This window comes from Mycobacterium sp. TY814 (assembly GCF_030755175.1).
Taxonomy (GTDB): Bacteria; Actinomycetota; Actinomycetes; order Mycobacteriales; family Mycobacteriaceae; genus Mycobacterium.
In genome coordinates this window covers 43,911-62,551 of sequence record NZ_JAUFRY010000002.1, presented here as the reverse complement: position 1 = coordinate 62,551, position 18,641 = coordinate 43,911, and the positions used below count along the sequence as shown (strand labels likewise).

At 66.3% G+C, this 18,641-nt stretch carries 13 protein-coding genes; 7 read left to right on the top strand and 6 right to left on the bottom strand.

Annotated features, from left to right (window positions below; all coding sequences use genetic code 11):
- Positions 1-2 precede the first annotated feature (2 nt).
- Positions 3-1,982, top strand: coding sequence for an ATP-dependent DNA helicase (locus QXH22_RS14130; RefSeq protein ID WP_371934225.1), 1,980 nt, complete (start codon positions 3-5; stop codon positions 1,980-1,982).
- Between the two features lie 75 nt (positions 1,983-2,057).
- Here QXH22_RS14130 and QXH22_RS14125 read toward each other — a convergent pair whose 3' ends face one another.
- Together QXH22_RS14125 and QXH22_RS14120 are read right to left on the bottom strand one after the other, a co-directional pair.
- On the bottom strand, positions 2,058-3,320 hold the full coding sequence (locus QXH22_RS14125; RefSeq protein ID WP_371934273.1) for an IS30 family transposase: 1,263 nt from the start codon (positions 3,318-3,320) through the stop codon (positions 2,058-2,060).
- Positions 3,321-3,684: 364 nt separating this feature from the next.
- Entirely contained in the window at positions 3,685-6,264 is a 2,580-nt protein-coding gene (locus tag QXH22_RS14120; RefSeq protein WP_306245164.1) for a glycosyltransferase family 1 protein, read from the bottom strand.
- Between the two features lie 258 nt (positions 6,265-6,522).
- Here QXH22_RS14120 and QXH22_RS14115 point away from each other — a divergent pair, with 258 nt between their 5' ends.
- Positions 6,523-8,610 carry an alpha-1,4-glucan--maltose-1-phosphate maltosyltransferase gene (locus QXH22_RS14115; RefSeq protein ID WP_306276067.1) on the top strand — a complete coding sequence of 696 codons (2,088 nt, stop codon included), beginning with the start codon at positions 6,523-6,525 and terminating at the stop codon, positions 8,608-8,610.
- A gap of 6 nt (positions 8,611-8,616) precedes the next feature.
- Positions 8,617-10,812: a 1,4-alpha-glucan branching protein GlgB gene (glgB, locus tag QXH22_RS14110; RefSeq protein ID WP_306276065.1), complete on the top strand. Its 2,196-nt coding sequence runs from the start codon at positions 8,617-8,619 to the stop codon at positions 10,810-10,812.
- An 86-nt stretch (positions 10,813-10,898) separates the two neighbouring features.
- On the opposite strand, the gene QXH22_RS14105 is transcribed toward glgB, so the two are convergent.
- A complete protein-coding gene (locus QXH22_RS14105; RefSeq protein WP_306276064.1) occupies positions 10,899-11,846 on the bottom strand; it encodes a tetratricopeptide repeat protein in 948 nt (315 codons plus the stop codon).
- A 176-nt stretch (positions 11,847-12,022) separates the two neighbouring features.
- Positions 12,023-13,204, bottom strand: coding sequence for an acetyl-CoA C-acetyltransferase (locus tag QXH22_RS14100; RefSeq protein WP_306276062.1), 1,182 nt, complete (start codon positions 13,202-13,204; stop codon positions 12,023-12,025).
- An 82-nt stretch (positions 13,205-13,286) separates the two neighbouring features.
- Between QXH22_RS14100 and mce the strand changes: the two genes are divergently transcribed.
- Entirely contained in the window at positions 13,287-13,745 is a 459-nt protein-coding gene (mce, locus tag QXH22_RS14095; protein ID WP_306245172.1) for a methylmalonyl-CoA epimerase, read from the top strand.
- Positions 13,746-13,752: 7 nt separating this feature from the next.
- Here mce and QXH22_RS14090 read toward each other — a convergent pair whose 3' ends face one another.
- Together QXH22_RS14090 and nucS are read right to left on the bottom strand one after the other, a co-directional pair.
- On the bottom strand, positions 13,753-14,034 hold the full coding sequence (locus QXH22_RS14090; protein WP_306245173.1) for a hypothetical protein: 282 nt from the start codon (positions 14,032-14,034) through the stop codon (positions 13,753-13,755).
- Between the two features lies 1 nt (position 14,035).
- Positions 14,036-14,698 (bottom strand): endonuclease NucS, encoded by a 663-nt coding sequence (gene nucS, locus QXH22_RS14085; protein WP_306276060.1) that lies wholly within the window; start codon positions 14,696-14,698, stop codon positions 14,036-14,038.
- 127 nt (positions 14,699-14,825) lie between these two features.
- On the opposite strand from nucS, the gene QXH22_RS14080 reads away from it, so the two are divergent.
- The 3 genes from QXH22_RS14080 to QXH22_RS14070 all read left to right on the top strand — a co-directional run bounded on the left by QXH22_RS14080 (position 14,826) and on the right by QXH22_RS14070 (position 18,627).
- Entirely contained in the window at positions 14,826-16,472 is a 1,647-nt protein-coding gene (locus tag QXH22_RS14080) for an adenylate/guanylate cyclase domain-containing protein (protein ID WP_306276059.1), read from the top strand.
- Between the two features lie 161 nt (positions 16,473-16,633).
- Positions 16,634-16,945, top strand: coding sequence for a hypothetical protein (locus tag QXH22_RS14075; RefSeq protein WP_306276058.1), 312 nt, complete (start codon positions 16,634-16,636; stop codon positions 16,943-16,945).
- A 56-nt stretch (positions 16,946-17,001) separates the two neighbouring features.
- On the top strand, positions 17,002-18,627 hold the full coding sequence (locus tag QXH22_RS14070) for an adenylate/guanylate cyclase domain-containing protein (protein ID WP_306245180.1): 1,626 nt from the start codon (positions 17,002-17,004) through the stop codon (positions 18,625-18,627).
- The last annotated feature ends 14 nt before the right edge of the window (positions 18,628-18,641 follow it).

Here is an 18,641-nt window from a genome sequence, read left to right as displayed (position 1 = left end):
CGATGACCGAGTCCGTCCCGGCGTTGCTGGCGATCGCGGTATCGGCGCTCGGCGGCAGCGAGCGCAGCGGTCAGGTGGAGATGGCCACCGAGGTGGCGCGCGCCTTCGACACCGGCGAGCACCTGGTTGTGCAGGCCGGCACCGGCACCGGAAAGTCGTTGGCGTACCTGGTGCCTTCCATCGTCCGGGCAATCGAGGACGACGCACCCGTGGTCGTGTCGACCGCCACGATCGCGTTGCAGCGCCAGCTCGTCGACCGCGACCTGCCCCGGCTGGCCGATTCACTGGCCGGCGCGCTGCCCCGGCCACCGACCTTCGCGCTGTTGAAGGGCCGGCGAAACTATCTGTGCCTGAACAAGATTCATAACGGCAGCGCCGGGGAGGACACCGACGACCGGCCACAGGAGGAACTGTTCAACCCGATGGCAGTCACGGCGCTGGGCCGCGACGTGCAACGGCTGACCGAGTGGTCGGCCGAAACGGACTCCGGTGACCGTGACGACCTGAAGCCCGGTGTACCGGACCGGTCCTGGTCGCAGGTCAGCGTTTCGGCGCGGGAATGCATCGGGGTGGCGCGCTGCTCGTTCGGCGCGGAGTGTTTCTCCGAGCGCGCACGGGCGCGGGCCGGAACCGCCGATGTCGTCGTCACCAACCATGCGCTACTGGCGATCGATGCCGTATCGGACTCCGCGGTGCTGCCGGAACACTCCTTGCTGGTGGTCGACGAAGCGCACGAGCTGACCGACCGGGTGACCTCGGTGGCCACGGCCGAGCTGACGTCGGCGACCCTGGGGGTGGCCGCACGCCGCGTCGCCCGACTGGTCGGCCCGGAACTGGTCGATCGCCTGGAGGCAGCCTCGACCACCTTCTCCTCGGCGATCCACGACGCCGCGCCGGGCCGTATCGACCACCTCGACGACGAGCTGGCGACGTACCTGGCCGCGTTGCGCGACGCCGCCAATGCGGCCCGGTCGGCGATCGAGAGCACCAGCGACGCGCGGGCGGCGGCGGCACGCGCGGAAGCGGCGTCGGCATTGATCGAGATCTCCGATACGGCGGCGCGGATGCTCGATTCGTTCGGTCCGGCCATCCCCGATCGCACGGACATCGTCTGGCTGGATCACGAGGAGATCCGCGGTTCGCCACGCGCGGTGCTGCGCGTGGCGCCCCTGTCGGTGTCCGGCCTGCTGGCCGAGAAAGTGTTCTCGCGTGCCACGACCGTGCTGACATCGGCGACCCTCACGGTCGGCGGCGCTTTCGACGCGATGGCGCAGGCCTGGGGCCTCACCGAGGCAGACACGACGTGGCGGGGTATCGATGTGGGATCGCCGTTCAGTCACGCCAAGTCGGGGATCCTTTACGTCGCCGCGCATCTGCCGCCGCCCGGTCGGGACGGCACCGGCTCGGCCGAACAACTCAACGAGATCGCGGAGTTGATCACCGCCGCGGGCGGTCGCACACTGGGGCTCTTCTCGTCGATGCGCGCGGCGCGGGCCGCCGCCGAGGCCATGCGTGAGCGGCTGGCCACCCCCGTTTTGTGTCAGGGCGACGACAGCACCTCGGCACTGGTCGAGCAATTCGCCGAGGACCCCGAGACATCGCTGTTCGGGACGTTGTCACTGTGGCAGGGCGTCGACGTCCCGGGTCCGTCGCTGTCCCTGGTGCTGATCGATCGCATCCCGTTCCCCCGCCCCGACGACCCACTGCTGAGCGCGCGCCAGCGCGCGGTGGCCGCCCGCGGCGGCAACGGATTCATGGCGGTGGCGGCCAGTCATGCGGCGCTGTTGCTGGCGCAGGGTTCGGGCCGGCTGCTGCGCCGGGTCTCTGACCGCGGTGTGGTCGCGGTGCTGGACTCGCGCATGGTGACGGCACGCTACGGCGACTACCTGCGCGCGTCGCTGCCGCCGTTCTGGCAGACCACCAACGCCCAGCAGGTCCGCGCCGCGCTGACGCGTTTGCGCGAATCCCCGCCGCCGCGCTGACTCGCTTGGCGCGAACAGACGCGAAATCGCACGACTCTCCGTGGCGGTTTCTAGGAGTCGTTGCAACACTGCTGGTTAGTTGGCCAGTAGTAGATCACGCAGGCGCTCGGCTGGGGTATCCCAGTCGAGTGTTTTGCGTGGGCGTCCGTTGAGTTGCTGGGCGACGTGTTCGAGGTCTTCGGGGCCATAGACACTTAGGTCGGTTCCCTTGGGGAAGTATTGGCGCAAAAGGCCGTTGGTGTTCTCGTTGGTGCCGCGCTGCCAGGGGCTGGCGGGATCGCAGAAGTAGACGGCCATGTCGGTGGCCATGGAGAACTGTTTATGTCCTGCCATTTTCGATCCCTGATCCCAGGTCAGTGAGCCGCGCAGATGAGCTGGCAGCGATGCGATCGTGGCGATCAGGCCATCACGGACGGCTTCGGCGTGGTGGCCGTTGGGTAGAGGCACCAGAAGTGTGTAACGGGTGGCGCGTTCGACCAGGGTGGCGATCGCGGTCTTGTTGGCTTGTCCCATGATCAAGTCGCCTTCCCAGTGCCCAGGTACCGCGCGGTCGGCGATTTCGGCGGGGCGATCACTGATCATGATCATCGGATCGATAAACCGTTGGGTGCGCTGATCAGGGCGGCGACGGGGTTTGCGTATTGTGCGTCCACTGCGAAGTGCCTGTGTGAGTTCACGTTTGAGGCCACCTCGGGCTTGAAAGTACAGGGCCTGGTAGATCGTTTCCGTGCTCACCCGCATGCTTTCATCGTCGGGGAAGTCCTTGACCAGGCGGTAAGAGATCTCTTCGGGAGACCACCGTTGGGACAGCCCCTGCTCCACCGCCTGGCGCAGCTTCTGGTTGATCACCAGTTTGGCTGCTTTAGGCCGGCTCCGAGCGGCGTGGGCGGCCCGATCAGCGTGATAGGGCAGATACACCCCCTGCACACTGCGCGCGGCGACCTCACGCGAGACCGTTGACTTGTGCTTGCCGATCCGGGCGCCGATCGCGGTCAAGGTCCATCCGTTGACCAACCCGTCGGCGATGGCCAACCGATCCGATAACGACAGGTAGCGCTCACTGATCGCCGCCACGGCCACTTTGTCGGTGTTCACCACCTGTGTGTAGCGCCCGGCGGCGCGGTACTGGATGACCGTGCCGTCTCGGCGCACCCGCGTGTCGGCGACCCGCACGATACCGTCGCGCCAATTCCGGGCCGTGCCTACGTGGACCCCGACCTCGCGCGCCGCCCGGCCGACCGACCAGCCCTGCTCAAGCAACTCAAAGAACCGGGCCCGGGCCACCGGCTTACCGAACGGCCGCCGCTGCTGGCTGACCAAGCCAAGCTCCACCAGCATCCGCCGGGCAGTACTGTGCGACACACCGACCGCCTTCGCCGCCGCATTGACTGAACCCGTAGCCTCGAAGACCGCCACGACCCGGCTGATATCCACACCACTAACATCCGGGCGCGGGGAACCCACGGGCCGGCCCAAGGCCGCCAAAATCGCATACCCACGACCCCGCGAGACACCCAACTGGGCGGCGGCCTCCTTCACGGGCACACCGGCATCCACCAACTTTGCTAACAAATCACCAAGCCGAACACAGTCCTTGGAAAACGACACGGTCGCCGCAACCTCTCAAATCGAGAGTGTTGCGACGACCGCGTGAACCCGCCCGTGATTAGAGTGCGATTTCGCGTCTGCTCGCGGTGGAGACTCAGGCCAATGTGACCAGGCCCAGCTCGCTGCTGGCGGCCAGCATCGGGTGACGCGGCAGCACCCGCACCGTGTAACCCAGCGCCCCGGCCAGAGGCAGCGGCGTCGTCGTGGAGAAGACCTGGTTGCCACCCTCGGCGCTGCCGGTGTACGTCATCTCCACGGTCAGCGGGTCGAGCAGCTCGTCGCCGCTGTCGACCCGGCCCAGCACCGCCTGCACCGTCACCTCATCAGGCGCCAGCCCCGCTAACTGGACGGTCGCGGTCAACGTCAGTTTCGACCCGAGCAGCGGTGTGTCGGGCAGTCCGGTGCTGTCGACATCGGTGACGACGATCCGGGGCCACGCCTCCTCGGCCCGCCGCCGGTATGCCGTCAACTCACGAGCCGGCTCGAACGCGTCCGCGATGGTGCTGCGTCGCGACTGGGCCGCCGGGGTGTAGTAACGCTCGACGTAGTCGGTGACCATCCGGGAGGCCAGCACCTTGGGGCCCAATGTCTGCAGGGTGTGTCGCACCATCTCGATCCAGCGCGGCGGCACCCCATGCTCGTCGCGTTCGTAAAACTTCGGGGCCACCGCCTGCTCCAGCAGGTTGTAGAGCGCGGTGGCCTCCAGGTCGTCACGCCGGTCCTCATCGGCGACACCGTCGGCGGACGGTATCTCCCAACCGTTTTCGCCGTCGTACCACTCATCCCACCAGCCGTCGCGGATCGACAGGTTCAGGCCGCCGTTGAGGGCGCTTTTCATGCCCGACGTGCCGCAGGCCTCCAGCGGCCGCAGTGGGTTGTTCAGCCACACGTCGCAGCCCCAGTACAGCAACCGCGCCATCGACATGTCGTAGTTCGGCAGAAACGCGATCCGGTGCCGCACCTCCGGCCGGTCGGCGAACCGCACCACCTGCTGGATCAGCGCCTTGCCGCCGTCGTCGGCGGGGTGCGACTTGCCGGCGACTATCAGCTGAATCGGGCGTTCCTCGTCCAGCAGCAGGCGCTCCAGCCGGCTCGGGTCGCGCAGCATCAGGGTAAGCCGCTTGTACGTCGGGACTCGCCGGGCGAACCCGACCGTCAGCACATTGGGATCGAATGCCTTTGCGATCCAACCTAACTCGGCTTCAGATGCGCCCCGCTCAAGCCACGACTGCCGCAGCCGCGCCCGAACGTCCTCGACCAGCAGCTCGCGCAGCTGGGACCGGATCCACCACAGATGCCCCGGGTCGACCTGCTGCAGCCGCAACCACACGGCGGGCTCGCTGAACGAGTCGGACCCCGCCAGCTCGCGGCCCAGTTGCAGCCACTGGGGCGCAGCCCAGGTACGCGCGTGCACGCCGTTGGTGATCGACCCGATCGGCACCTCGGCGGGGTCGAAGCCAGGCCAGAGTTCATTGAACATCTCCCGGCTCACCTCGCCGTGCAACAACGACACCCCGTTGGCCCGCTGCGCCAAGCGCAGCCCCATGTGGGCCATGTTGAACTTCGCAGGATCCTCCTCGGCGCCCAGGGCGAGGATCCGCTGTGTCGGTACGCCCGGCAGGAGCGTGGTCACGCTGTCGCCTTCGTCGTCGAAGTACCGCTGCACCATCTCCACCGGGAACCGGTCGATGCCGGCCGGGACCGGGGTGTGTGTGGTGAATACCGTGCTGGACCGCACCACCGTCACAGCGGTGTCGTAGTCGAGTCCCGCCTCGGTGACCAGCTCGCGGATGCGTTCGGCACCGAGGAAGCCGGCGTGGCCCTCATTCATGTGGAACACCTCGGGGGCCGGGCGACCCTCGATCGCAGTGAACGCACGGATCGCCCGCACCCCGCCGATGCCGGCCAGAATCTCCTGCTTGATGCGGTGTTCCTGATCGCCGCCGTACAGACGGTCGGTGACGCTGCGCAGATCATGCTCGTTCTCCGGCACATCGGAATCCAGCAGCAGCAGCGGCACCCGGCCGACCTGCGCCACCCACACCCGCGCCCGCAGCCGCGCGGAATCCGGCAACGCCAATTCGACCAGCACCGGGTCACCGGTGGCGTCGGTCAGCAACCGCAATGGCAATCCCTGCGGGTCCAGCGACGGGTAGGTCTCCTGCTGCCAACCGTCGGCGGTCAGGGACTGCCGGAAGTAGCCGGAGCGGTAATACAGGCCGACCGCGATCAGCGGCAACCCCAGATCCGAGGCCGACTTCAGATGATCACCGGCCAGGATCCCGAGGCCACCGGAATAATTCGGCAGCACTTCCGCGACGCCGAATTCCATCGAGAAATAGGCGATCCCGGTGGGCATCACGACCCCGGCCGCTTCCTGTTGCTGATACCAGAGCGGACGGGTCAGATAGTCGTTCAAGTCGGCTGCGAGTTCGTCGAGCCTACGCAGGAAATCCTCGTCGGACGCCAACTCGTCGAGCCGCGCAGGCTTGACGGCGCCCAGCACCGCAACCGGGTCCTTGCCGCATTTGAACCACAGGTCCGGGTCGATGCTCGCGAACAGGTCCTGCGTGGGTTTCTCCCACGACCAGCGCAGGTTGGTCGACAGCTGGTCGAGCGCAGCCAGGCGGTCAGGAAGGTGGGCGCGGACGGTAAAGCGGCGGAGGGCTTTCACGCATCTCAACCTTAGTGCGGTTTTCGCTGCGTGCAGCGTTCCGTGGCCTGCACGTGCCGAGTGTGCTTCAGCACCCGCCGGTGTAGCAGGACACTAGGGTGGGTATGGGGCGCAAAGAGGCGACAGACATCGAGCTGACGAATAACACCTCAACGACGACCGTGCGGCCGCCTGGGGTGACGAATCCGGAACGCCCCGGCGACGACGCGGCGCAACGACGGGCCGCCGAAGAGCCGGGAAATCGAATGGAGTGATTGGGTGCCCGGTCGTATCGAGATCGACGACGTTCAGCCCGTGGTCTCGTGTGGTACGTATCCTGCCAAGGCGGTGGTCGGTGAGGTGATTCCGGTCAGCGCGGCGGTGTGGCGCGAGGGGCACGAGGCGGTGGCGGCGACCCTGGTCGTGCGCTACCTCGGCAGCCGCTACCCCCACGTCGCCGACGCGCGCGGGATGAAAGCCGTGCAAGCCGCCGCCGAGCAGGAGACTGGGGGCGTCGAAGTCGCCGAGAAGGTCAAACCGCGGCAGTTTCCGATGACGATGGGCCTGGAGCCCTACGTGTTCCACGGACAATTCGCGCCGGACAGGGTGGGATTGTGGACTTTCCGGGTAGACGGATGGGGTGACCCGATTCATTCCTGGCGCCACGGACTGGTCGCCAAACTCGATGCGGGCCAGGGCGAAAAGGAACTCTCCAACGATCTGCTGGTGGGCGCCGCACTGTTCGAACGCGCCGCCACCGGCGTCCCGCGCCAACAGCGGAACCCGCTGCTCGATGCCGCCGCGGCTCTGCGCAAGCCCGGTGATCCGTTGACCCGCACCGCGTTGGCACTGGCACCCGACGTCGAGGACCTGCTCGACCAGTTCCCGTTGCGCGAGTTGGTCACCCGTGGCCAGCAGTACGGCATCTGGGTGGACCGGACCCTGGCTCGTTTCGGGTCGTGGTATGAGATGTTCCCCCGCTCCACCGGCGGCTGGGACGCCGAAGGCCGCCCGGTGCACGGTACGTTCGCCACTGCCGCGGCGGCGCTGCCCCGGATCGCCGATATGGGATTCGATGTGGTTTACCTGCCGCCGATCCACCCGATCGGCAAGGTGCACCGCAAGGGGCGCAACAACAATCCGACCGCCGCCGCGGGCGACGTGGGATCGCCCTGGGCCATCGGCAGCGACGAGGGCGGCCACGACGCCGTCCACCCGGCGCTGGGCACGATCGACGACTTCGACGACTTCGTCTCGGCTACAAGAGAATTAGGCATGGAGGTGGCGCTGGACCTGGCGCTGCAGTGCGCCCCGGACCACCCGTGGGCCCGGGACCACCGCCAGTGGTTCACCGAACTGCCCGACGGCACCATCGCCTACGCGGAGAACCCGCCGAAGAAATACCAGGACATCTATCCGCTCAACTTCGACAACGATCCCGCCGGGCTCTACAACGAGGTGCTGCGGGTGGTGCGTCACTGGATTCAGCACGGGGTCAAGGTGTTTCGGGTGGACAACCCGCACACCAAGCCACCGGACTTCTGGGCCTGGCTGATCGGCCAGGTGAAGGCCGTCGACCCTGATGTGCTGTTCCTGTCCGAAGCGTTCACCCCGCCGGCCCGCCAGTACGGGCTGGCCAAGCTGGGCTTCACGCAGTCCTACAGCTACTTCACCTGGCGCACGGCGAAGTGGGAGCTCACCGAGTTCGGCAACGACATCGCCAAGCTCGCCGACTTCCGGACGCCGAATCTGTTCGTCAACACCCCGGACATCCTGCACGAGGTGCTGCAGCACAACGGTCCGGGCATGTTCGCCATCCGCGCGGTGCTGGCGGCAACGATGAGCCCGGCGTGGGGGGTGTACTCCGGCTACGAGCTCTTCGAGCACCGCGCGGTGCGCGAAGGCAGCGAGGAATACCTCGACTCGGAAAAGTACGAATTGCGGCCCCGCGACTTCGCCGGCGCGCTGGCCGAAGGCCGGTCGTTGGAGCCGTTCATCGCCCGGCTCAACGAGATTCGGCGGCTGCACCCGGCTCTGCAGCAGCTGCGCACCATCCACTTCCACACGGTGGACAACGACGCGCTGCTGGCTTACAGCAAGTTCGACGCGGAAACCGGCGACTGCGTGCTGGTGGTGGTGACGCTGAACGCATTCGGGCCCGAAGAAGCGATTCTGCACCTGGACATGGCAGCACTGGGCATGGAGCCCTACGAGCGCTTCTGGGTGCGCGACGAGATCACCGGCGAGGAATACCAATGGGGGCAATCCAATTACATCCGCATCGACCCGGGGCGCGCCGTCGCCCACGTCATCAACATGCCGCTCGTACCCGAAGAATCCCGAATCACGCTGCTACGCAGGAGGTGAGGGCAAGTGAATCACACCGATGAACTCGCCACAACGCATCTGGCGCCCGATCCCGCCGAACTGGCCAGCCTGATAGCAGGTACTAATCACAACCCACACGGCATTCTGGGCGCGCACGAATACGGCGACCACACCGTCATCCGGGCGTTCCGTCCGCACGCGGCCAGCGTCGTCGCCCTCGTCGGCGAAGACAGAGCGCCCTTGGAGCACATCGATTCTGGGGTGTTCGCCGTCGCCCTGCCGTTCGCCGACCTCGTCGACTACCGGCTCGAGGTGACCTATGACGGGTCCGAACCGCACACGGTGGCCGACGCCTACCGGTTCCTGCCCACCCTGGGCGAGGTCGACCTGCACCTGTTCGCCGAGGGACGCCACGAACGCCTCTGGGAGGTGCTGGGCGCCCATCCCCGTTCGTTCACCACGCCCGACGGCACGGTCAGCGGCGTGTCGTTCGCGGTGTGGGCACCGAATGCCAAGGGCGTCAGCCTGATCGGCGAGTTCAACGGCTGGACCGGTACCGACGCCCCGATGCGGACGCTGGGTTCCTCCGGCGTCTGGGAGCTGTTCTGGCCCGACTTTCCGATCGACGGCCTGTACAAGTTCCGGGTGCACGGCGCCGACGGCGCCGTCACCGATCGTGCCGACCCGTTCGCGTTCGGCACCGAGGTGCCGCCGCAGACCGCGTCGCGCGTGACGGTGAGCGAGTACACCTGGAACGACCAGGAATGGCTGCAGCAGCGCGCCCAGCGCAACCCGGTTTTCGAGCCGATGAGCACCTACGAAGTGCACCTCGGCTCGTGGCGTCCCGGACTCGGGTATCGAGAGCTCGCCGAGCAGCTAACCGAATACGTTGTCGAACAAGGGTTCACCCACGTCGAACTGTTGCCCGTCGCCGAGCATCCTTTCGGCGGGTCCTGGGGATACCAGGTGACGTCGTACTACGCACCCTCGTCCCGCTTCGGCACTCCGGATGAATTCCGGACGCTGGTCGACGCTCTGCACCAGGCCGGCATCGGCGTCATCGTTGACTGGGTGCCGGCGCACTTCCCGAAAGACGCATGGGCACTGGGGCGCTTCGACGGAACCCCGCTCTACGAACACTCCGACCCCAAGCGCGGCGAGCAATTGGACTGGGGTACCTACGTTTTCGACTTCGGACGTCCGGAAGTACGGAACTTCCTGGTGGCCAATGCCCTGTACTGGCTACAGGAGTTCCACATGGACGGCCTGCGGGTCGATGCGGTCGCGTCGATGTTGTATCTGGATTACTCGCGCCCCGAGGGGGGTTGGACGCCGAACATCTATGGCGGTCGGGAGAACCTGGAGGCGGTGCAGTTCCTGCAGGAGATGAACGCCACCGCGCACAAGGCCGCGCCCGGTATCGTCACCATCGCCGAGGAGTCGACGTCGTGGCCGGGCGTCACCCGGCCGACCAGCCTTGGCGGGCTGGGCTTTTCGATGAAGTGGAACATGGGCTGGATGCACGACACGCTCGACTACTTCAGCCGCGACCCGATCTATCGCACCTACCACCACCACGAGATGACCTTCTCGATGCTGTATGCGTTCAGCGAGAACTACGTGCTGCCGCTCAGCCACGACGAGGTGGTGCACGGCAAGGGCACGTTGTGGGGGCGGATGCCCGGCGACAACCACGCCAAAGCGGCCGGGCTGCGCAGCCTGCTCGCCTACCAGTGGGCTCACCCCGGTAAGCAGTTGCTGTTCATGGGCCAGGAGTTCGGCCAGCGCGCCGAGTGGTCAGAGGAACGCGGCCTGGACTGGTGGCAGCTCGATGAGCAGGGTTTCTCTAACGGCGTGCTGCGCCTGGTCCGGGACATCAACGGGATCTACTCGAGTCACCCCGCACTGTGGAGCAGGGACACGACACCCGAGGGCTATTCGTGGATCGACGCCAACGACTCGGGCAACAACGTGCTGAGCTTCCTGCGCTACGGCAGCGACGGCTCGGTGCTGGCGTGTGTGTTCAACTTCGCCGGAGCTGAACACGGCAACTACCGCCTGGGCCTGCCCCAGGCCGGCCGCTGGCGCGAGGTGCTCAACACCGACGCGACGGTCTACAACGGTTCGGGAATCGGCAACCTCGGAGGCGTCGACGCCACCGACGACCCGTGGCACGGTCGCCCCGCGTCAGCGGTGCTGGTGTTGCCACCGCTGTCCGCGATCTGGCTCGAACCCGCCTAGGCCCGGCTCCCCCTTGGCGAGCAGACACAAAATCGCCCTGGAACGCGCGTTCCAGGGCGATTTTGTGCCTGCTCGCGGAAAACCTGTCAGTACAGCGCGTTGGCCAGGTTGCGGCGGCCGGCGACCACTTCGGGGTCGGCCGGGTCGAAGAGTTCGAACAGCTCGATGAGCCGGGTGCGCACCCTGCTGCGGTCATCGCCCGACGTCCGGCGGATCAATCCGATCAGACGGTCGAAGGCGCCGGTGACATCCTGGCTGAGGATCTGGACGTCGGCGGCGGCGAAGGCCGCATCGATGTCGTCGGGGGCCGCATCGGCCGTCGCAACCGACTCGGGCGGATGCGCGGTCGCGCGGCTGAGGAATCCGATCTGGCGGATGGCCCCCTTGGCTTCCACGCTGCCGGGGTCGGACTCCAGGACCGCCTCATAGGACCGTTTGGCCGCGTCGAAGTCGCCGGCCTCGAGTTCCTGACGCGCCTGCGCGACCACCGGATCGACTTCTTCGGGCTGCCCGGAGCCGGAGCCGCCCCGGAGCTTCCCGGCCGTGGCGTCGAGCAGCGAGTCGATCCAGCGCCGCAACTGATCAGCCGGCTGCGGCCCCTGGAAGCTGGAAACCGGTTGCGCCGCCGCCAGAGCCACTACGGTCGGGACCGCCTGCACGCCGAAGATCCGGGCTATGCCGGGCGCGGCGTCGACGTTGGCCGCGGCCAGCGCCCACGTGCCGTTGTCGTCGGCGGCCAGGCCGGCGAGCGTCTCGAGCAGGTCGACGCACACCTCGCTGCGGGGCGACCACAGCAGCACCACGACCGGGATCTCGTCGGACCGGTTGATGACCTCGTCCTCGAAATTGGCCTCGGTGACCTGAATGATGCCGGGACCACCGGAGCCGCCGGGACCGCCGTAGCCACCAGTACCACCCGGGCCACCGGAGCCGCCCGGAGGCGCACTGGCCTTCTGCTGTGCGCGTTGCTTGAGACCGGACAGGTCGACCGCACCGGCCAACGCAGGCCCGATCGAGGGTCGGGGACGTGTCACGGTCTCAAGTCTGTCACGCCGTCAGGACCTGCTCGCGGCGACCTCCTGCGCGGAAGAAAAGTAGCCGGAATTCGGCTTCGCACGCCCTCGGGCCGGAGCTATGACCAATCTCACAGTAATGCCGACAGTATCCGCCACGGCGCCATGCCAGCAAACTCGCCAGCCGGGCGGGCCGGTTACCCGGCCCGCAGAATCAGTGCGTCACCCTGCCCGCCGGCGCCACACAGCGCCGCGACACCGTAGCCCGATCCACGACGCGCCAATTCCAGCGCAACGTGCAGCGTGATGCGTGCTCCCGACATTCCAATGGGGTGCCCGACGGCAATCGCACCGCCGTTGACGTTGACGATGTCCGGGTTGACGCCGAGTTCCTTGGTCGAGGCCAGAGCCACTGCCGCAAAGGCCTCGTTGATCTCCACCACGTCAAGCTGGTCGACCGAGATGCCCTCGCGGGCGATGGCCTTCTTGATGGCGTTGGCGGGCTGGGACTGCAGCGTGGAATCCGGCCCGGCCACCACGCCGTGTGCGCCGATCTCGACCAGCCAGGTCAATCCGAGCTCCTGAGCCTTCTCCTTGTTCATGACCACGACCGCGGCCGCACCGTCGGAGATCTGCGATGCCGAACCAGCCGTAATGGTGCCGTCCTTGCGGAACGCGGGTTTGAGCCCGGCCAGCGAGTCGGCGGTGGTGTTGGCCCGGATGCCTTCATCCTCGCTGAACTGCAGCGGATCGCCCTTGCGCTGCGGGATCTGCACTGGGACCACCTCGTCGGCGAACACGCCGTCTTTCCATGCGGCAGCGGCCTTTTGGTGCGACTGCGCCGCGTACTCGTCCTGTTGCTGGCGGGTGAACTTGTCGACGTCGTTGCGCTGTTCGGTCAGCGCGCCCATGGGCTGGTCGGTGAACACGTCGTGCAGGCCGTCGTAGGCCATGTGGTCGAGCACCGTGACGTCGCCGTACTTGTAGCCGGCCCTGCTGTCCATCAGCAGGTGCGGCGCCTTGGTCATCGACTCCTGGCCGCCGGCGACCACCACGTCGAACTCACCGGCGCGAATCAGCTGGTCAGCCAGGGCGATGGAGTCGATTCCGGACAGGCACATCTTGTTGATGGTCAGGGCCGGGACGTCCCAGCCGATGCCGGCGCCCACGGCCGACTGACGCGCCGGCATCTGCCCGGCACCAGCGGTGAGCACCTGCCCCATGATCACGTACTCGACCAGCGATGCCGGCACGTTGGCCTTTTCCAGCGCGGCCTTGATCGCGATGGCACCGAGGTCGCTGGCACTGAAGTCCTTGAGTGAACCCATCAGTTTGCCGATGGGCGTCCGAGCCCCAGCAACGATCACCGACGTCGTCATGAAACCTCCTAAACGGCACGGGAACGGCTGATCGGGCCAACCCGGAGAAGCGGATTCTTTCTGATGAGGTTACCGTTATGTAATGACGACCGATCAAGTTGACGCCCGTCCTACTCTGGCTACGTCACTGGTGACAGGACTCGATCACGTCGGCATCGCAGTCGCCGATCTTGACGCCGCGATCGAGTGGTACAACGACCACCTCGGCATGATCCTGGTGCACGAAGAAATCAACGATGACCAGGGCATTCGCGAAGCAATGCTAGCCGTCCCGGGTACCAGCGCCCAGATCCAGCTGATGGCGCCGCTCGACGAGACTTCGGTGATCGCGAAGTTCATCGACAAGCGCGGACCGGGCATTCAGCAGCTGGCCTGCCGGATCAGGGACCTGGATGCCATGTGCGAGCAGCTGCGCTCCCAGGGTGTGCGGCTGGTGTACGAGAAGCCCCGCCGCGGCACCGCGAACTCGCGCATCAACTTCATCCACCCCAAGGACGCCGGCGGAGTCCTGATCGAGCTGGTCGAGCCCGCGGCGCACTAGCTTTTCTTCAGGACCATTTGCGGGTAGGACCGCGAGTGGCCCGATTGGTCCAACACGGCGTGTGCCAGTGCCTGCGGTCGTCCACGGCCGCTGCCGCCCCTACCGGCCATACCACCACATGGGAAGTGCCGGAGCGGATTTCGTGGTCGCAGCCGGGGCACCGGTAGGTCTTGACGGCGCGCGCCGCGGGAATCGGGCGAACCTCGTACTCGTAGCCGTCGGCTCCGGTCTCGACCCGCGCCGGTAGCCGCAAGGGCTGCCGGGGTGGCGGTCTGCGACGCCGAGCCATCTCAGAACAACCGGTACTCGTCGCTGTCCATTCCGCGCATCTTGTCGTAATCCAGTGTCAGACAACGGATTCCACGGTCAGTAGCCAGCGTGCGGGCTTGCGGCTTGATCTGCTGGGCGGCGAACACGCCCTTGACGGGCGCAAGAACGGTGTCGCGGTTCAGCAGTTCCAGATAACGGGTGAGCTGCTCGACACCGTCGATCTCGCCACGCCGCTTGATCTCCACAGCCACCGAGCCGCCCTTCTCGTCCCGGCACAGCAGGTCGACCGGTCCGATGGCGGTCATGTACTCCCGGCGGACCAACGTGTAGCCCTCGCCCAGCAGGCCGACGTGTTCGGCGAGCAGCGCCTGCAAGTGCGCTTCGACGCCGTCCTTGACCAGCCCAGGGTCGACGCCCAGATCGTGGCTGGAGTCGTGCTCGACGGCCTCGACGGTGATGCGCAACTGTTCACCGGTCTTGTTCTCGACCACCCACACCGGGCCCGGCTCTTCGGTCAGCCAGCACGGCGGGCTCATCCAGTTCAGTGGCTTGTACGCGCGGTCGTCTGCATGCACGCTGACCGAACCGTCCGCCTTGAACAACAGCAGCCGGCGCGCGGACGGGAGATGCGCGGTGAGACGGCCAACGTAGTCGACGGTGCACTGGGCGATGACGAGACGCACCCGACCACCTTAAAACGTGCCCGGGAGGTGGGTCGCGAGCGTGCCCGCGCGGTCAGCCGCGAGAGTGCCCGGCCACCCCGACGAAATGTGACCTATCCCGCAAACGAAGAACTAGGCTGTCGCCACCATGTCGACCACGCGCACTCCCGATAAGGGCCCGTCGCTCTGGGGCCGGTTCGTCGAGCGGGTAGCCCCGCGGGGTGAGCGGCGGTCGGCCAAGGAGGCGTATGGCACCTGGTTGCTGGGCCAGGTCACCGAATCTCAGTCCCGCCGGCGCCGGCGCATCAAGCTGATCGCCTGCCTCTACAGCTTGCTGGCGAATCTGACCGGCGTCGGATTCGTCGTGCTGATCCTGTGCCTCGCGTTTCCGGCACCCAACATCTATATCGACGGATCCCGTTGGCTCACTTTCGGATTGGCGCCGATGTGCGCGATGCTCGGCGCTACCGTGTGGCTCACCGCACGGATTCTCACCGAATCCAGCCGGTGGGCGGTCGAGGAACGTGAGCCCACCACGGCCGACGGGCGAAAGACGCTGGTGGCCCCGTTCCGGGTAGCAGTCGTCCACTTCATTCTCTGGAATATCGCGGCCGCGTCGCTGGGTGCGCTCTACGGGACCATCGACCGCGTGTTCTTCTCGATCGTCTTTCTGACGGTCGCGATCTGCGGCGCTCTGGTCGCAACCAACAGCTACCTGGCAACGGAGTTCGCGTTGCGGCCGCTGGCGGCGCAGGCACTGGAGGCAGGCCGCACGCTGAGACGGTTCAACCCCGGCATGATGACCCGGACAATGAACGTCTGGCTGGTCGGCTCCGGTGTGCCGCTGGCCGGCAACGCCCTGATATCGGTGATATCGCTGGTGGTCGGGGACCTGACCGAGACCCAGTTGGAAATCGCGGTACTGATCATCTCGCTGGCCACGCTGGTCTTCGGATACATCGTCATGTGGATCATGTCGTGGCTGACCGTGACGCCCGTCCGAGTGGTGCGCGCGGCGCTCAAACGTGTCGAGGAGGGCGACCTGGACGGCGAACTGGTCGTCTTCGACGGAACCGAAATCGGGGAATTGCAACGGGGTTTCAACGCCATGGTCGACGGGCTGCGCGAGCGCGAGCGGATCCGCGACCTGTTCGGCAGACATGTCGGCCGCGAAGTCGCCGCCGCCGCGGAGCGGGAGCGGCCCAAGCTCGGCGGCGAGGAACGCCACGTCGCCGTGGTGTTCATCGACATCGTCGGGTCCACCAAGCTGGTCCGCAGCCGGCCACCGGTGGACGTCGTCGATGTGCTCAACAAATTCTTCACGATCGTCGTCGAGGAGGTGGACTGCCGCCAGGGGCTGGTCAACAAGTTCGAGGGTGACGCATCGCTGGCGATTTTCGGCGCCCCGAATCATCTGGATTGCCCCGAGGACGCCGCACTGGCCACCGCACGAGCGATCGCCCATCGGATGGCCACCGAGATGTCGGAGTGCCAGGCCGGCATCGGCGTGGCGGCCGGAACCGTCGTGGCCGGCAACGTGGGTGCCAAAGAGCGCTTCGAGTACACGGTTATCGGGGAGCCCGTCAACGAGGCGGCCCGACTGTGCGAGCTGGCGAAGTCCCACGACGACAGGTTGCTGGCGAGCTTCGAAATGCTGCACAGCGCAGGCGAAGACGAGCGCGCTTTATGGTCGCCCGGCGGAACGGTGACCCTTCGTGGCCACGACCAGCCAACGCAGCTGGCTCATCTCCTTCACCCGACCCGGCCGCAATCGCTGTCTCGCGAATTAGGCTGACGCCGCCATGTCGAACGAAGAGGTCCCAGCAACGCGTACCCCGAAGCGCCTGGCCACTTCCTGGAAAAGCTGACCCGTCAAGGTGCCCGGCCGAACATTCCCGCCTACGTTCATGGGTGCTCGGGCACGTCTCGGAAGATCAGGCCTGCCGGCAGGTTCGCATGTTCGCGATCGTGGTCGACGAGGTCGACCGAAACTGCGGGCTGGACAACAAGTTCGAAGGTGATCCCTCGCGGGAGATCGTGGCAGGCAACGTCGGCGCCCATGAGCGATCCGAATACACGGTGATCTGCGGCCGGTCCACCAAGCAGCCCGGTTCTGCTCACTGGCGACGTCGCACTACCCAGATACAGTTGACGAACTCGGCGACAGTACAGAGCGCAAACGAAACCGAAAGTCGCCTTGGGGATTTAGGCGAGACGGTGACGCGGCGCAGCCATGATGAGCCCATTCAGCTGGTGCATCCCTGCTGAATCATTTCCCGCTCGCTCTACCCAAAAACGTGTCAACCCGGCTAGGCTCCGCCACCATGACAGCGAGGGATAACGCTGCCCAGCGCCTGACCAACGCGCTCGGGACCGTGACGCGTTACGGCATCCCCCCACCCGAAACGACATCGTATGGCTCCTGGCTGTTGGGTAAGCGGTCGGACAGTGAGCACACGACACGCATCCGCTTGCAGGCAATGCTGACTCTTGTCGTCGCGGTTGCGAACCTCATCGGAGTCGGCGTAATGCTGACACTGATTGTGTCGGTGCCGGTGCCGCCCGCCAGAACCAAGATCCAGCCCTGGATCGAGTTTCTCGTAGGACCGTTCTACCTAGCGGCCAGCCTCGCTGTGGGCGGTATCTGGCTTACCTCACGGATTGTGCGATCACTGCGGTGGGCGATTCAAGGAGACACACCCACCCTTCGCGATCAGCGGAACACGCTACTGATTCCGTGGCGACTCGCCGTTTTCCACCTCGTCTTCTGGGGAATCTGGACAGCCCTGCTGACCTACGTCTACGGGATTTACAACTCGTTGCTGATCCCCCGAATGCTTTTCGCGACAGGCATATCCGGCCTCGGTGTCGCCACCGGCTGCTACCTGTTCGCTGAGTTCGCGCTGCGCCCGGTGGCCGCCCGCGCACTGGAGGCGGGACCGCCGCCGCGCCGGCTGGCCTCGGGAATCATGAGCAGGACGATGACCGGCTGGCTCATCACGGCCGCGGTTCCCACGGTCAGCGTGTCGCTGTTGGCGATCCTCGATCTGACCTTGCGCGATATCACCGGCGCCCAGTTTGTCAGGTGGGTGATCCTCGTGACGGCACCGACGCTCCTCTTCGGATTCGTCCTCATGTGGGTGTTGGCCTGGCTGACGGCCACGCCGGTGCGGGTGGTGCGTGCGGCTCTCAAACGCGTCGAGCAGGGTGATCTGCACAGTGACATGGTGGTCTTCGACGGGACCGAATTGGGTGAACTGCAGCGCGGATTCAACAACATGGTCGACGGTCTGCGTCAACGTGAAAGTGTGCGCGACCTGTTCGGCCGGTACGTCGGCCGGGAGGTGGCGGCCGCGGCCGAACGGGAACTGCCGAAGCTCGGCGGCGAGGAGCGTCACGTCGCGGTGGTGTTCATCGACATCATCGACTCCACCAAGCTGGTCACCAGCCAGCCTCCCGCCGAGACCGTCGCGCTGCTCAACAGGTTCTTCGCCATCATCGTGGAGCAGATCAATGCTTTCCAGGGACTGGTGAACAAGTTCGCGGGCGACGCGTCACTGGCCATCTTCGGAGCCCCCAACCACCTCGCTTGCGCCGAAAATTCAGCGCTCGCCGCCGCGCGTTCTATCGCCGACCGACTGGTGAACGAAATTCCAGAACTCAAAGCCGGAATCGGGGTGGCCGCAGGCCAGGTCGTTGCGGGCAATGTGGGCGCCAACGAGCGTTTCGAGTACACCGTGATCGGCGGGCCGGTGAACGAGGCCGCGCGGTTGTGCACCCTGGCCAAGAAGTACCCCGGATATCTACTGGCATCTTCGGACGCCGTGCGTGGAGCTGACGAAAACGAGTCTGCCCGTTGGCGTTTGGGCGAGTCGGTGGTGCTTCGCGGATACGACCAGCCCACCCGGCTGGCCTCGCCAGTACAGCCGGCGCAAAGAACCGGCTGCTGATTCGTTAATCCCGG

What these genes read in the sequence shown, in the direction of transcription:
- QXH22_RS14125 (WP_371934273.1), bottom strand. Translation starts at nt 3,320, where the DNA reads ATGCTGGTGGAGCTTGGCTTGGTCAGCCAGCAGCGGCGGCCGTTCGGT.
- QXH22_RS14130 (WP_371934225.1), top strand. Translation starts at nt 3, where the DNA reads ATGACCGAGTCCGTCCCGGCGTTGCTGGCGATCGCGGTATCGGCGCTC.
- QXH22_RS14070 (WP_306245180.1), top strand. Translation starts at nt 17,002, where the DNA reads ATGACAGCGAGGGATAACGCTGCCCAGCGCCTGACCAACGCGCTCGGG.
- QXH22_RS14100 (WP_306276062.1), bottom strand. Translation starts at nt 13,204, where the DNA reads ATGACGACGTCGGTGATCGTTGCTGGGGCTCGGACGCCCATCGGCAAA.
- QXH22_RS14090 (WP_306245173.1), bottom strand. Translation starts at nt 14,034, where the DNA reads ATGGCTCGGCGTCGCAGACCGCCACCCCGGCAGCCCTTGCGGCTACCG.
- mce (WP_306245172.1), top strand. Translation starts at nt 13,287, where the DNA reads ATGACGACCGATCAAGTTGACGCCCGTCCTACTCTGGCTACGTCACTG.
- QXH22_RS14075 (WP_306276058.1), top strand. Translation starts at nt 16,634, where the DNA reads ATGTTCGCGATCGTGGTCGACGAGGTCGACCGAAACTGCGGGCTGGAC.
- QXH22_RS14080 (WP_306276059.1), top strand. Translation starts at nt 14,826, where the DNA reads ATGTCGACCACGCGCACTCCCGATAAGGGCCCGTCGCTCTGGGGCCGG.